At 44.1% G+C, this 16,503-nt stretch carries 10 protein-coding genes; 4 read left to right on the forward strand and 6 right to left on the reverse strand.

All coding sequences use genetic code 11. The features are described 5' to 3' along the window. Nucleotides 1-73 precede the first annotated feature (73 nt). The 4 genes from C5749_RS07180 to smc all read left to right on the forward strand — a co-directional run bounded on the left by C5749_RS07180 (nt 74) and on the right by smc (nt 8,945). On the forward strand, nt 74-3,124 hold the full coding sequence (locus C5749_RS07180) for a collagen-like triple helix repeat-containing protein (protein ID WP_105724336.1): 3,051 nt from the start codon (nt 74-76) through the stop codon (nt 3,122-3,124). 93 nt (nt 3,125-3,217) lie between these two features. Further along, nucleotides 3,218-4,012 (forward strand): DUF3575 domain-containing protein, encoded by a 795-nt coding sequence (locus C5749_RS07185; protein WP_105724338.1) that lies wholly within the window; start codon nt 3,218-3,220, stop codon nt 4,010-4,012. Between the two features lie 156 nt (nt 4,013-4,168). Continuing rightward, a complete protein-coding gene (locus tag C5749_RS07190; protein WP_105724340.1) occupies nt 4,169-5,302 on the forward strand; it encodes a clostripain-related cysteine peptidase in 1,134 nt (377 codons plus the stop codon). A gap of 106 nt (nt 5,303-5,408) precedes the next feature. Then, entirely contained in the window at nt 5,409-8,945 is a 3,537-nt protein-coding gene (gene smc / locus C5749_RS07195) for a chromosome segregation protein SMC (RefSeq protein WP_105724342.1), read from the forward strand. 6 nt (nt 8,946-8,951) lie between these two features. On the opposite strand, the gene C5749_RS07200 is transcribed toward smc, so the two are convergent. Genes C5749_RS07200 through C5749_RS07225 form a run of 6 tightly spaced genes read right to left on the reverse strand, consistent with a single transcriptional unit; the run spans nt 8,952 to nt 16,496 of the window. Then, nucleotides 8,952-10,175: an MFS transporter gene (locus tag C5749_RS07200; RefSeq protein WP_105724344.1), complete on the reverse strand. Its 1,224-nt coding sequence runs from the start codon at nt 10,173-10,175 to the stop codon at nt 8,952-8,954. Next, on the reverse strand, nt 10,172-11,257 hold the full coding sequence (locus C5749_RS07205; RefSeq protein ID WP_105724346.1) for a galactose oxidase: 1,086 nt from the start codon (nt 11,255-11,257) through the stop codon (nt 10,172-10,174). The genes C5749_RS07200 and C5749_RS07205 overlap by 4 nt, the downstream gene beginning before the upstream one ends. Nucleotides 11,258-11,265: 8 nt before the next feature. After that, nucleotides 11,266-12,177: a dihydrodipicolinate synthase family protein gene (locus tag C5749_RS07210; RefSeq protein ID WP_105724348.1), complete on the reverse strand. Its 912-nt coding sequence runs from the start codon at nt 12,175-12,177 to the stop codon at nt 11,266-11,268. 19 nt (nt 12,178-12,196) lie between these two features. After that, entirely contained in the window at nt 12,197-13,876 is a 1,680-nt protein-coding gene (locus tag C5749_RS07215) for a sialidase family protein (protein ID WP_219847915.1), read from the reverse strand. Between the two features lie 2 nt (nt 13,877-13,878). Beyond that, on the reverse strand, nt 13,879-15,375 hold the full coding sequence (locus C5749_RS07220; RefSeq protein ID WP_181151304.1) for a LamG-like jellyroll fold domain-containing protein: 1,497 nt from the start codon (nt 15,373-15,375) through the stop codon (nt 13,879-13,881). 8 nt (nt 15,376-15,383) lie between these two features. Next, nucleotides 15,384-16,496: a sialidase family protein gene (locus C5749_RS07225; protein ID WP_105724352.1), complete on the reverse strand. Its 1,113-nt coding sequence runs from the start codon at nt 16,494-16,496 to the stop codon at nt 15,384-15,386. Nucleotides 16,497-16,503: the final 7 nt, after the last annotated feature.

A 16,503-nucleotide genomic window follows, 5' to 3' on the forward strand; every position in this document is an offset into this window, starting at 1 on the left:
CAATCAAATTAACAAACAAGTTTCGAGATGAAGTAGGAATTAACCGATCTCAAATTAATTAATAAAAACAGATATGAAAATCAAACAACTATCCAAAGTAGCCTTAGCGGTTGCACTCAGTAGTGCGGTCATGTTTGAAGGCTGTAAGAAGTATGATGATGACATCACACGACTTGAACAGGGCATCGAGCAGAATAGTTCTGACATCGCTAGCCTAAAAACACAACTTGCAACGCTTGCTGCTAGCAACGTAGTAGAATCGGTCACTTCGATAACAGGAGGCTTTAAGATTACCTTTAAGCGTCCCGATGGCACAACTTTTTCTTATGACGTTGTCAATGGAGATAAAGGAGACAAAGGGGATAAAGGGGATGCAGGAGACAACGGGACTTCACCATTGATCCGCATCAACGAAACAACTGGCAATTGGGAAATAGCACAAAACGGAACTGACTACGTCGACACCGGCATCAAAGCAAAAGGTGAAAAAGGAGACCAAGGAACACCTGGTACACCGGGCCAACCCGGGGCACCAGGCCAAGATGGGGCACCGGGCCAACCGGGGACACCAGGACAAGACGGACAAGATGGCCAAGATGGCTCGATAGTAACGATAGAAACGGTGAGCGGCAAACAGTACTGGCATATCGATGGCCAAAATACGGGAGTTCAAGCGTATTTTGGAGATATCGCCATGATTGCGACAGATGGCGGTTATAATGTCGTGTTCACAGATGCGGCGGGCAACTCTTCCAGCAGCGTCTTTTTAGCGACAGAAGCGGTAGCGGTTAACAGCCTGACATTGGTTCCATCCCTTCACAATTCCAACACACCGGTGGTCTTATTCCCCCGTATCGTGAATAATGCAACTAGCAGAACAACCTATATGCAAGGTTACGCCACAATTACTTACAATTTGAATCCTTTCGGGGTAGCTACTGCGAATTTCGAAGCCAGCGGTTTGTTAACCAAAAAAACCGAAGAAGTAACCTTCCGCTCGTCGGGAGCAACGCCAAGCGCAAGTTTTACGAAAGTGAACGAAATCAAAACTTTCGGTGACATTACTGTGAAATACAGACCCGTGAATAACACCGGAAATAACGTATTCCCAAATCCGTCGAGCAATGAGCATTTACACATCGCTTTGCAAGTTAAAAATACGAAAGCTGCAAGCAACCAGCAGTATGTAGCCTCTCCTTTCAACCTGGCAAAGGAAGAAATTATCGAGACAGACGAAGTAACGATCGAAAAAGCAATTAAAGCAGCAGAAACTGCCCCTTACGCGTTGGTGAATGGCTACAGCATGAGTGCATTTACTGGCACTGCATTCGTTGAAGGGGGGACAGGCGCGCCAAACTTGGCTTTGAGCAGCACCGCTGCCGCATCTAAAACTAACGCGCATTTCACATTGCACATCCGCAATAATGCAGAAAACGACCTGGGCAGCGGCAATTCCTACGAAGGTGCTATCGGACTGGAAAAAGAGCTACGAGGTTTCTTCGGACGTGCTCAGGTGGGCAACCAAATCGTCTCTATGGACGACAATGGACTAGATGGCTATGATTTACGTTTTGCGTTGGCAAATCCGAGCTCCACAGAAGCTAATTGGCTGAAAGTGGATGCCGCTACAGGTGCCATTTCTGTTAAAGAATCTACTCCCGGACAATACAATACAGCCGCGCTCGGCAATCACGCGATCGTAAAAGTTGACTTATACGCTACTACGACTTCAACGACATCTATTGCGACACGCTATATAAAAGTTGGCTTCACACAAGGCATAATACAGCCAGTTGACGTAAAAGGAAACATCAACCATATCTTAACCAGCACAGCATCAGCAACGAAAGATGTACAATGGATTGTGCCGACAACATTGGACGCAGCCTATAACACAACAGGCAAATCTGCGAACGATTTCCACAACTCATACAACTGGGTATTTGATGCGGCAGCAAGAACAATCGCTGATCCATCAGGTTCCGCACCGATTGGTACTGTTCCAACAACATGGTTTACTTTCCATGATATGGACAACGCGACGCAAGCTACCGCGAGAAAAGTAGAAATTAACCAAACACTAGTAAATCCGGGAACATACAAATTGACAGGTCGATATGTTCCAACGGCTTCCAATTCGGCAGATCCCGTGGTTAACGTAGAGATTTTGGTAAAAGTAAGCATCAATGGCAATATCGCTTACGCACCGATCCCTGCCTATTGGGAAAATAATGCAGCACGTGTTTACGGTACGCCTAATGGCAGCAGCTGGTACATGGGTGGCGACATGAATGAATATATCACCTTGAACAATACCATTGCTGGCCCTGGAGTGACATACAACTTCTCGATCCCATCAGCCGATCATCAAGCGATCGCGACATTTGGACCAGGCAACCTGTCTTCCAGCGCTATCGTTAATACATTAGGTGGCGAACAGCTACACGTAATGAATCCCGCAGCGCCGCAACATCATGCCAATGCAGCTCGTGATGCGTTCAACTACATTACTGGCTGGACATTTAGCAAAAACACCTTCACGGTACGTGTCAACTACTATCTGAACGGCAATCCGGTTCCGTTTAAAACCGAATCGATCCCTGTTCGGTTCAAGAATCCAGTGAAAACACTTGTCTTGAAAAACAATGGTACAGCCACAGTAACCGACAAACAAGGTGGTAATAACAACCAGGATCTAGCCCTTAGAAACTTCATCCGCGTAGAAGACTACCAAGGTGTTACTTTATTCAATTATCAAGGCGTATTGAACACCAACAACGCGTATGATAATACCAGACTGCAACGTTATGGTATCACCGTATTCGGAGGAAGCGCAGTGAATCCTACGTTGTCGACCTCTGCCGTGACATTGGATAGGGCATACTACAACAGCAATCCTTCTGTTGACATCTCTGGATCATTGCCGGCAACCACTTCCGTATCGATTGTGAACGTTGGTGGATCAGCTGCAGCTCGTTGGACGAACAACGGAGCAAACACGATCACGCAACCGATCACATTGGTGTTCAAGATCAAAGTTGCCAACAGGTACAACGACGGTCTAAACAACAACCTTTCTGACATCGAGCAGGAAGTTAAGGTGGTTGTGAATCCCCAAAACTAGTTTTATTCAAACACGGAGTAGTTCACTCATTAATAACAAGTAAGGAAGGTGGTATGGAGACATACCACCCTTCTTTTAAACAAAAAGAGAATTATGAATAAGTTATTGATCACCCTACTATTTGTATCTATACTTACACCTTTCCTACCAAATGCACAAACCCTATCACCCAAGCAAAACGGAAGAAAAAATATTGTCAAGTTCAACACGTTAACGCTACTGGGGGGTAAATTTTCTTTTGAATATGAACATTTATTGACAGACCGCATCACCGTAGGCACCGCACTAAGTTTACGTCCTAAAAAAGGACTTCCCTTTAGTTCCACAGTAAAAAATACTATAGATGATGAGGAATTAAACGACCTCATCGACAACTTCAAAAGCTCGAATTTCTCCATTACACCCGAAATTCGCTTCTATGCTTCGAGGCGCGGACCTTTTCGCGGCTTCTATATCGCACCCTATGTGAAGTATGCCAGCTATGGAGCCTCACTTCCATACGATTTTGAGGTAGATGTAGAAGATCAGGGAACAGGATATTACAGCCGAACAGAAACCATACCTTTAAACGGAAGTATACAAGCGTTTACGGCGGGAATATCATTCGGCACGCATTTTAAACTAGCACGAAACATTTATTTGGACTGGCGCATATTAGGACCGGGATACGGCACAAGTAAAGGAGCGGTATCCGGAAAAATGAATTTGAATACTGAGGAGCAATCGGCATTGCGCGAAAGCATGGAAGAACTAAAAGCCGATATGGGAGACCTCCCGCTGGGTATTATACTCGATTATGAAGTGAACGACAATGGGGCAGACATAAAAATATTACGCAGTCCTTGGGCAAGTATCCGCACCGGCTTTTCCATAGGTTATCGTTTTTGACATGAATACAGAAATAATAGAAATCATAGGATACATGACAGTCTGCGGGATACTATTTTTTTTGGCACAACGCGTCAAAGCCAAACTTCAAAAAGAACGACCCAGCTGAACCCCATAAAAATTCGCTAAATTTGATAAAACTAATAAATACACGCCATGAGAACCGCCCTGTTTTACTTCGTTTTTTTCTTGTTATATATTTTTCAGGCATGTAAAGATCCGGACATCGAACTCAACGAAGAAGACAAGTTCCGAACGGTCGTGGTTTACTTAGCCGCCAATAACAACCTAGAACTCGAAGCGCATAAAAATATAGAGCAAATGGAGAAGTCCTTAGGCAATGTCGATGGCAATCTGATTGTTTACGCGAAACTCCCTAACAATACACCATCACTCTATCACATCCAGAAGAAAGATGGCAAAAATGCCGAAAAAACAAAAATTAAAGATTACGAACCGCATGATTCCAGCGATCCCACCACCATGCGTCTTGTTTTAGAAGACGTAAAAAAAATATTTCCGGCAAAAACATATGGATTGGTGCTATGGTCGCACGCAACAGGTTGGATACCTAGTAGCCATGGCAATATTAAGCTAAAATCCTTCGGAGACGATGGTGGCAGTCAAATGGACATCACAGACCTCCACTCCGCATTGCCCTATACCTTTGATTTCATTCTATTTGATGCCTGTTCCATGGCCAGTGTGGAAGTATTATACGAAATCAAAGAAAAAGCGAAATATTTCATTGCATCACCAGGCGAAGTCATTGCAAACGGCATGCCCTATGACAAAATCACCAACGATCTCTTCGCTACAGACATCAATACCTATCGTCTTTTGGCAAAAAAGTACCATACCCATTATGACAATCTTTCCGGCTTGCGTCGATCAGCCACCATCTCTGTTATTGATGCTTCTAGGTTAAAACATCTCGCACAGGAAACCAGACAAGTCCTTCTTTCACAGCAACCCGCCCACGCAGATTACAACCGTGACCAAGTACAACGTATGGATTTTGACCGATTGGGCAATCCACTGATTGCATTCGATTTCTTTGACTTCATGAAACAGAATTACAACCATGCCACATCCTTTCAAAATTTAAAAACCGTACTGCAAGAAACTGTGCTATTTAGTGCCAACACACCTTCTTTTAACGGCTATCCGATTGACAAAAATTCAGGCTTAACCTGCTACATTCCGCACCCAGACAATGAAAAAACAGCGCACGCCTATTACCGCACTTTGAAATGGTATAGGGAAAGTGGCTTCGATAAAATATTATAAAGGACATGAAACGCAGCAGGAATTCCCCAAAGGGAAACGCTTTCCTATTCTAAATAAAAAACTGTATTTTCGCCTGTTTATTTTTTTGAGAAATAAGGCATAGCATATGCAGTTAGTAAAATTAGAGATTAAAGGATTTAAGAGCTTCGGGGATAAGATTACCATTAACTTTAACGAAGGTGTAACCGCCATTGTTGGGCCCAACGGATGTGGCAAATCGAACGTTGTGGATGCCATTCGATGGGTATTAGGTGAACAGAGTACCCGAATGTTACGTTCGGAAAAGATGGAAAACATCATCTTTAACGGAACGGCAAACCGGAAACCAGCAAACTTGGCTGAAGTATCCTTAACCTTTGAGAACGATAACAAACTGCTACCGACCGAATTTTCGACCGTTACCATTACCCGCAAACTGTATCGTAATGGCGACAGCGAATACCGTCTGAACGATGTAAAATGCCGTTTAAAGGATATTACCGATCTTTTTTTAGACACCGGTTTAGGTGCAGACACCTACTCCATTATTGAACTGAAGATGATTGACGAGATCATCAACAACAAAGACAACTCTCGCCGGAATCTGTTTGAGGAAGCATCCGGTATTTCCAAATATAAGGTACGTAAGAAACAGACCTTGTCCAAACTTAAAGACACGGAAGCCGATTTGGATCGTGTAGATGATCTTCTGTATGAGATCAACAAGAATTTAAAACAGCTCGAAACACAGGCTAAAAAAGCAGACAAATATTTTCAGCTTAAAGAGGAATACCGTGAAGCCAGTGTTGGATTAGCGTACTACCGTTTGGAGGGGTTCAGCTCGGATTTAGAACGCATCGCCGAACAAGAACAGTCCCAACAAGAACGTATCAAGCAAACATCGGCTAAGATTGAAAGCCATGAAAATCAGCTCCGCAGCTTGCGCCAAGATATTCTCGCCAAAGAAAAAAACCTCGCGATGCAACAAAAGAGCACAAACGAGTATATCAACAAGATTCGTTCCTACGAATCGGATAAAAAGATAAAAAATGAACGTATCGTTCACTTGCAGGAAAAAGAGACCCGAATTACAGCAGAACTCAACAACGACAGAAAGCAGCTAGAACACGTTCAATATACACTTAAGAGACTGAATGAAGAGCTTTTTGAAGAGCAAGGGAAACTAGATGTTTTTCGATTAGATATTGAACGTAACCAAACTGAAGTGGAAGAACTTCGAGGACAACAATCATCGGCAAAAGCGAAGCTAGACACGTTTACCCAACAGAACAGCGAGCTTCAAAACAGCATTTACAAATTAGAGAAAGACATTGCTGTTCTAAACATCCAAAAGGAAGCGCTACAACAGGAATCGGTACGTACGATGACGGATGCTTCGGCTAAGGTGGAAGAGCTCAACGAGTTCAACAAAGCAGTGGAAGATCTGGAAGAACGAGTGGAACAGCAACAAAGCCAATACGATACGGCTATGCAGGCTGAAAACGCATTGCAACAACATATCCAATCCGTTGAAGAACAATTGAATGAAACACGTGCGCAGCTAAATCGAGAATCCCGTTTGGTAGACGCAAAACAAAACGAATATAACCTTACCAAGTCGCTAGTGGATAACCTCGAGGGTTTTCCGGAATCCATTAAATTTTTACGCAAAAACGCGGGTTGGAAGAAGTCATACCCGCTCTTTTCGGATATTCTCTTTTGTAAAGAAGAATATCGGGTGGCTATCGAAAACTACTTAGAGTCGGTCATGAACCATTATGTGGTACAAGACCAAAAAGAAGCCGTACAGGCCATTCAGTTACTGAGCGACGCATCCCGCGGAAAAGCAAACTTTTTTGTGTTAGATGCTATTGCGGCCGTCAAAACTAAGCCGCAGACACCCGAAAATACAGTACCAGCTTTAGACGTCGTCAAAGTAGATAAAAAATACAGCTTACTCTGCGAGCAACTATTGCAACATGTATTTTTGTTAAAACCCGAAGCTTCAGATAGCTTAGAAGAAGCCTTACCAAATGGCGATTTGGTCATCTTGCATCCCGAGGGAAAATTTTCTAAAAACCGCTTAGGCCTAAATGGAGGTTCTGTTGGCCTATTTGAAGGGAAACGTATTGGTCGAGCCAAAAATCTGGAAAGCCTTACTAAAGAAATCAAGGAACTCAACCAAAAAATCGAAAAATTACAGCAAGACGAGGCGGATAACGTAGACAAATTAGCCGAATTACGCATTGCCTCGCAAAAAGATATTATCGATGAGCTACGTATGGTATTAAATCGTTTGAACAACGAGCTGATTTCCGTAAAAACCAAACAGGAACAATATCAAACGTTCATTGCCAACAGCCAGAACCGTAAACAGGATATTGAAAGCAAGATTACGGTAATTCAGTACGAGCTGCAAAAAGCGGAGCCGGAGTTACAGATACTGAAAGTAGAGGCAGAATCGGGCCAAAAGCAATTAACAGAATTGCAAAACGCCTATGCTGAAATTGCCGAGACCCTGAACGAAAAGTCGGCCTCGTTCAATCAAGAAAACATCCGTTTCCACCAGCAGCAAAATAAAGTTTCCAGCTTACAAAAGGATTTGGAATATCGGGAAAGCCAACAAGAAGCCTTCGAAGCCCGGATAGCGAAAAATTCGTTGGAGTATGAACAGGTGAAAGTAGATATGAAAGATACTTCTCACATTGCGGATCATAACGACGACGATCTGGTGGCGATGTATACGCAAAAAGAAGAACTGGAAAAAGGTCTTCAAGAGATCGAAGAAGACTTCTATACTACACGCCGGGTGATTAACGAACTAGAAGAAGAAATAACCCAATTACGTCGTAGCAAAGATCAAGATGACTTTTTATTATCCGAATTGAAAGATAAAAAAACCGCTTTACAGATTGACCTTAATAGTTTAAAAGAGCGTTTATCGGTCGAATTTAACATTGATATCCAGTCCTTGCTCGAGGGAGACATGCCAGAAATTTCTGCCAGTGAAGAGGAATTGGCAACAGCTTGCGACAAATTCAAGAAGCAATTGGATGCCTATGGCTCCATTAATCCGATGGCAAAAGAAGCGTACGACGAAATACAGGAACGGCACGACTTTATTGCCAAAGAGAAAAATGACCTGCTTGATGCGAAAGCGTCGTTGCTGGCGACCATCAACGAAATAGATCAAACGGCCAACGACAAATTTATGGACGCGTTCAATACCGTCCGTGAAAACTTTATGCATGTGTTTCGTTCCCTGTTTAATCAAGAAGATTCATGCGACATGGTATTAACCGATCCGGCCAATCCGTTGGAATCAGATATCGACATTATTGCGCGTCCGAAAGGCAAGCGGCCGTTGTCAATCAACCAGCTGTCCGGAGGAGAGAAAACCCTGACCGCAACAGCATTGTTATTCTCGTTATACCTGCTGAAACCAGCTCCATTCTGTATATTCGACGAAGTGGATGCGCCATTGGACGACACCAACATCGACAAGTTCAATAATATCATTAAAGATTTCTCGAAGAACTCACAGTTTATCATCGTTTCACACAACAAACGAACGATTGCAAGCACGGATATTATTTATGGTGTCACGATGGTAGAGCAAGGCGTTTCACGTGTGGTGCCAGTAGATCTCAGAGATGTAGCGTGATAAACCCTACCATCTAATTTTCACTAATAATAGGCCTAAACTTCCGCAAAGTAAAAGGATGGCAGTAACCTGATAGATGATAGAGAGACCGATCTGCGCATCCATCAATGCTCCTCCTAAGTATACCATGATGCCTCCCACAATGGTGCTGAGACAATTTAAGAAGCCGTAGGCCGTTGCCACGTACCTTCCCTCCACAATTTGTCGCAAAAGTGGCATTAAGTTAGCATCATTGAATCCTCTACCTAAACCGAAGACAACCATTCCTGCAATAGCAATACCAAACGTCGAGGTCGATGACAGCAAGAACAAACAGGGTGCCCCCAACACAAACCCCAGAACAATGGCATATAATCTTCCCTTAGCAGATTTGCGCACCCAATAATCTGCCAGAAGTCCACCCAATACAACTCCGGCAAAGGAGCCTATCTGTATGTACCCCGTCGCAGAGAGTCCCGCTGCTCCCAAATCCAGCGCGTATTGTTGTTTCAAGAACGTGGGCATCCAACCGTTGACAATCCAATTCGCCATTCCCAATATGGCGAAATAAATAAGAACAATATAAAATGAACGTAATTGGAATATAGCGCGAAAAGTTTGTCCGACAGCTATCTTCTTTTCAGAACCAGCGATCGTTTTTTTGTCTGCGTCCCTTTCTTTGTCTCGATATTCGACTAGCGTAAACCAGAGAATCATCGCATAAAGCACACCGATAAAACCGAACAAATGGAACCCGAATCGCCATCCCCATAAATCGGCCATGTATCCGCCTACCCCTCCGAGCGCCATTCCAGCATATAGACCACTCATATGTAACCCAGTAGCCAACGAGCGACTCCTGCCACGATGATAATCTGTAATCATAGCTAGTCCAGCTGGAATATAACAAGCCTCGCTCACGCCCATCAAGAAACGTGAAATCAGCATTTCTTCAAACGAACGGCAATAGCCTGTCCAAATCGTCATCAGCGACCACACAAACACGGAGAAAACAATCAGTGTTTTGCGGGCGTACTTATCGGCCAAATAGCCCCCGAGCGGGCTAAACAGACCGTATGCGATGAGAAAAATGGTTGTCAGCAAACCGAACTGGGCATCCGTGAGGTTAAACTCATTTACGATAGGATCGCGCATTGAGGTAATCAGTATGCGATCAAAGTAATTTAAGAAAGCTACGACCCACAATGCCGCAACGACAAACCAGATATAAAATGTTGATTGATTTCTCATGGATACTTCATTTTACAAGGTAGAAGGCTCCCCTGAATCACCTGGGGTGTCCTGATACCCGGCTTCACCTCTCCCATTGGTAACACCACCGTGTCCGCTAAAATAATAGCGGTAGTAGTTACAGGAGGTAAACTATCCAACAAGTTCATGGCTTGTTGATCATACCATTTTTGCCGTTTAATATCAAACATGTGGATTTTATTAGAGAACCCTGGATGGCTTCTACCTAATTGTGTCTGCGCCAGCTCACCATCATCTCCTCCGAAGATGAAAAATTGCTCTTTATCCGAATCAAAAAAGCAAGGACTAGGCGCCGCTGCGACAGCACGAGGCATATCTGTCAATTTTTCCCAGCCCTCCCCAGGTCGATAACGATATGTATCCCGTAAATACTGTCTTTGACCACCTCTAAGCGCCACACCCGAAAAAACATACAATGCCGTTCCGTCAGTTCCTAGGACCGCGAGCATTCTACCTTCTCCCGGCAAGGGAGGGCAGACTTCCCAACCCCGTTCAGGTTGCTTTAAATCCATCCGGAAACATACATTCTCCGGCTGTACCGCATCCGGCTTAGTTAAGCCCCCAACAACATACCAAGAAGTTCCAACGAGCACACCCGACATATTGGCGAGCGGCATCGGCAACGGTTGTAGTTCTACAGTCTGTAAAGAATCATTTTCCAACGTTATCCTGTATACCTTGTCCCGATGTCCTGTTTCATTACTCCCTCCCGCTACATAAAAAGCATTTTCCAAACTAGCAGAAGCACCATATCCCAAACGTGTAGGTAATCTACCACGTTCGAGCCATTCCCTGCCATTGTCCTCTAAAAAGAATATCTTATCGGTCCAATGTTTCGTACCACCTTCCCAAGGTAGTTTTCCGTCAGGAAAATTAGCACCTCCTAGCAGGATAATTCCATCATCGAGCTTTCCGGCAAAAGATCCCGCAAAACCTACTGCATCGGGAACAGGGGGTATCATCGACCATTTCCAATCATTTTTGTGATGCTGTGCATCTCCAACGTTGCAAGACACCATGGTTATAACGGGTAGTAATAATAATAAAAATACATCACGCATATTAAAATCTATAAACCATTGACCAATTCCAAAAAACCAGAAGCGGTCAAGTCTTCATACAGTTTGTGTTCCGCTTCAGTGTCTAACGATTGCAAGGGTAACCGAGGATTTCCGAGGTCTAAACCTATCTTTTTCATAATAGCCCGTTGCGTCGGAATTGGACCATACTTCACGATCAATTGTACCATTTCCACGGCATGGAAATGAAGTTGTTCCGCCTCCTTAATTTTCCGTTGCTCAAATAAATTCATCACCTCGATATAGAGTCGGGCAGCATAGTTATATGTACTACCAATGGCTCCTTGTGCTCCTACGGCCAGTGCAGGAAGCAGCAGTTCATCGTATCCGAAAAGTATATCGTATTTACCGTCCTTGTAATGCAAGCACGCCTGGTATTCGTTTATGGTGGAAGCCGTATATTTAATACCAGCAAATGTAGGTATATATTGTTCCGCTAATTCCAAAAATTTCATCATATCCACGTGAATACCTGTAATGTTTGGAATATGGTAATAATAAAAAGGTGTGTTGGGGGCAGCCGATGCAATTTCCGCCATGCTATCAATCAGGTTTTTAACCGTACTCGGTTTAAAATAAAAAGCAGAAACAGCAGAGATATAATCCGCTCCTATGGCTTCTGCATGTGCTGCCAAACGCCTTGCCTCCGTAACGGAACTATGTCCGACATGCACAAACACCCGTAAGCGCCCACGAACAGCTTTCATATAGGCTTCCGCCACCTGCATTCTCTCCTCCGTCGACAGGCTTGGTCCCTCCCCATTCGTACCACAAATGAATATCCCCGTCACTTTTTGTTGCACCATGTGCTCTGTAATCTCAGGTATTATATCAAAATTGACCGATCCATCTGATTTGTATGCTGCAAATGTCGCTACTATTAATCCTTTAACTTTCTTCATGTCATGTAAAATGTCTGATTTATTTTTCTACGTCTTTAATTATATCCGATACTGCAATTTTCTGAAAAACCATATCTGCCTGACTACTCTCATACAAAACACCGATGTGATCGTCGTCGACAGACGTAATGCAAGAATATGCCCTACTGCTTCCCTCGTCTAGCAGTAACTGAAGTTCTTCAGGCCAAGTGTCACCGTTGTCTCGGCTGGCTTTCAGTGTCATATGGATCCTTTTAGACTTATGATTGGGATTAGAAAAAAACAAAATCGATTTCTTCCCGTTATCAGAGGCTATATCGTGTCGGAATAAGCTGGCCATACAGGTCGGTTCCGGCAAATCACGAAAAGAAGTAGGATGTTCTTTCCAGGTAGCACCCAAATCGGAAGACACGCTTACCGCCCTGCCGTTATCTGTTCCCAAATTATCCCTATTTTTATTCGCTCGCATATTGAGCATGAGCTGTCCATCGGGCAGTGCAACAACCGCACACTCCGTCGTTCCCCCTTCCACGTCGATTGCTTTTGCAGAAGACTTCCACGTTTGGCCACCGTCCTTACTATAAGTGATATTCGAAAACGGCTTCCCAGTATGATCACGACCCTGTGTTGGGAAAACAAGGGTACCATCCGGCAAGGTTATACCATTCCCCGGTGCCGGCGCCCATAACCACCAATCTTTCTTTTTTCCCATCTTGGTGATGTTTATCGGCTCGCTCCAGGTTTTACCGTCGTCGACACTCTTCACCAACATGAATTGGGAACTTTGTTTAACGTCGAAACCGGCCTGAGAACCCCTCTTTCGCCACTGATGATTCCAAACAGTGCTCGTATCTTGCAAGTTATCTATCCAGTTCCCATTGTCGTCTAGCACGCCATACATCCACGTAGCCGCGACGTAAATCGTACCATTCATGCTATCCACTAAGATGCAAGCATCCGATACACCGTTGAACTTTTGTGGCAAACCGCCCCATTCGCCCATATCCATCGCAATTTGCATAGGCTTCCAGGTCTGACCTCCGTCTTCGCTACGGTGCAAACCTATATCCATATGCCCCTGCAAATCGCGAGCACTCTCGTACCGTGCGTCAAAGATGGCTAGCAAGGCTCCTTTTTTTGTACGTGCCAGCCCCGGGATGCGCGAAGTATGTACTTCATCCTGATTGTGCTGCCTTACCGCAACCGCAGGATAGAATGTTTTTTGATCTACAATTTGGGGTTTATAGCGTTTTTCTGCCACTAGCATCTCCATCGTTTTCAACGCAAATTTATCCGCTAGTTTCCACGTAGCCGGCATGGCACATGCGACGTAGAAATAAGATTCTTCTTCGTCCAAGACCACATTACCTGTAAAAACCTCATCCGCGTTATAACCCATCTTTTTACGGGCAAATAACGACCATTCCTGGCTTGGTTTGTTCCTAAATGAACTATCCGATTTAGCATAATAAACAGACACCTCCGCGTTACCCGTAGCGACAGCATCTGTTTGCATCTGTAAAGCCATCTCACGCAAGCGCTGTCCTTTCTGTCCACTAATTTTTATCTTGGAAACAATTGTCTCCTGTGCTATGACCACCGGTACTTGGCGTTGGAATTCCACATATTCCACAGTTTTCCCCTTTGCATACATGCACCCACCGAGACACATACCGAGAAAGAGAACATAAAAACCTTTGACTAACTGTAATTTACTCATCCTTAAAATTCAAATAGTGATTTAACTTCTGTTTCATTCAGGGCTTTCTTATAGATGATAAGATCATCCAAATCGCCCCTAAAATAGTTGTCGAATCCAGAGACCAGCTCCTGCAAAGCGATTTTAAACGGTGCTGCGTTGGAAACCACTTTCGTGTTGTTTGTCGTACCCTCCCGAACAAGCGCACCGTTTACATAGAGCAATGATCTATTTCCATTTCGTACACAAACAACATGGTTCCATCTTCCATCGGTCACTGAACGGTCGCTATTTAAGATAAATCCCCCCGTGGCGTCTTCCACGGCAAATCGCATCTTACGATCTGTTGTATTATCTCCTAAACGTAGCCATGTTTGGTTATCGCCGGATCCATTCTTCCCACTTTCCTGCCACACCATCATTCTAGAAGTATTGGATGATCTCATCCACACCGAAATTGAATAATCCTGGCTTAAAAAGTTAAGCGCTTCGTGATCTGGTATTATCAAACCACCAGTACCACCAAAGGTTGCTACTTTTCCTACCGCCCCTGACCTATCCGCGCCATGAAATAACGGTGCATCCCCCTGCACCTGCGGAGAAAGTGTATGTACAGACAAATCCGTTAGCTTATTGTCGAACGGGATAAGGAGTACCAAGTTACCGTTATCTACCACACGAACGGCCTTTTCTTTTACTATGGTTTTACTTGTATACTCATTAGAAACCGTTAGTTTGACCTGATATATACCCGGTTTGGCGTAATGCACTATAGGCTCCTTTTCATTCGAAACACTTGATGAGGCGCCCTCAAATTCCCATTGCCAGCTTTCCGCTAGCCCAATAGATGTATCGAAAAAACGCACCTCATACTCGGTCGGAATGGTGTTATATTCTGCATCAAAATCAGCTTTGAGATCTCGAGGATCTAAGACCGTTAAATATCCTACCTTTTCCCTGCTGTCACTGTATCCCGGATTCGAAACGGTAAGGGTCACATCGTAAATTCCTGGATTTTCAAATATTACTTTCGGTTCGTTACCCGTATATTTTATCTCATCGTTTTCACTTTTGAATACCCACTCCCAAGAAGTTGCAACGCCCTTTGTCAGATTCTCGAACGTAATTTCTTCTTGTATATATATGGTTGTATTCGTCGTTGCAAAATCCGCTGTGAGCGGACCATACCCTACCGTGATATAGTCTTCCCGAACCACTTGATGGGAAGCATTTCCCCGGGTGGCCAAAAGTGTAACCTTATATGTACCAGGAAGCTCGTAAACAACTATAGGATTGGCCAATATCGATGTATCCGGTGACGCACCTTCAAATATCCACTGCAATCGGGACGGCATACCTTGCGACAAGTCCGTAAACATCACGGTATCACCCGCGGCAATTTCATTTTTATTAACTGTAAAATCTGCCTGTAAAGGCCCCAAACCCGTATCATTTTTGCTACAGGAAACCACGATAAGGAGCGGCAGCATAACTACACTCAGTATTGTTTTCATCTTCATTAGGTTCATTATTTAAGGTTATCCAAAGATATGACTTCAAATGCAATCCCCTCATTTGCATCCGATACACCGCGTTCATAGAGCATAGCTAAACTATTGGGATCCAATAAAGCCATGTCGGAGTACGCTGCAAATTCGCCGTACAGCAATTGCTCTTTCGGATAGGTTTTTCCATCGTCATAGCTAACACGCAACGTCATGTTCCTACGTCGCGTTTCGTGAGCTGGATTAGCAAACAACAAGATCGCTCTGTCATTTGTATCCGTAAAGGTGAGCATACTTCCCTGGCAGACCGGATCAATCAATGTTTGATGTACCTCGGGTGTGCCCCAAGACAGGCCTCCATCAGTGCTACGCGAAAGTAACCTCCGCTTATCACTATTTGGACAACGCATATTCAGCAAAAGGTCTCCATTGGATAGTTCAGCTACCGTGCACTCATTAGGCTTAAACACGGGATGGGAAGGAATACCCCCCAGCTTCCACGTTTCACCATGATCATCGGAATAGATGCTGTGTGCATTCCCCGTATGGTCGCAAGGAATAACTAGACGGCCTGTATGTTCACCTTTCTTAAGCTGTATACCATGGACAGGCCCCGTCGCGTACCAGGTCCAGTTGTCTTTTTTAACAGATGCCGTGATGTTCTTCGGTTCTGTCCAAGTAACGCCGTCATCTGCTGAGCGCGTAACATACACTTGGTCATTATTCAAACACATCAATAAATGGATTTCCCCCGTCACTTCATCGACTACAGGAGCTGGGTTTCCGGCCGTATTATCACCTGCGTCCCAAATAACAAACATATCGTCCCAGGTTTCTCCGTTATCCACCGACCTCCGAAGAACAAGGTCTATGTTTCCATCGTCTGCACAATTATCCTTTCGCGCTTCTGCGAACGCCAACAAACTACCTTTAACAGTCTTTACCAATGCGGGAATTCTATAGCAAGCGTAATCTTTGTATCCTTTCTGAAAAATATAGGGTGCGTCCAACTCATTGTTGTCGCGGTCAAAATAATCATCCGGAATACGCTCTCCCAATTCATTATCGCAAGAATGAAAAGTAAAACAAGCGATTATCATCCCCATCAATATTTGTCTATAATTACTAGTTCTCATTGCTATC

The sequence above is a fragment of the Sphingobacterium gobiense genome (assembly GCF_002980575.1).
Classification (GTDB): Bacteria; Bacteroidota; Bacteroidia; order Sphingobacteriales; family Sphingobacteriaceae; genus Sphingobacterium; species Sphingobacterium gobiense.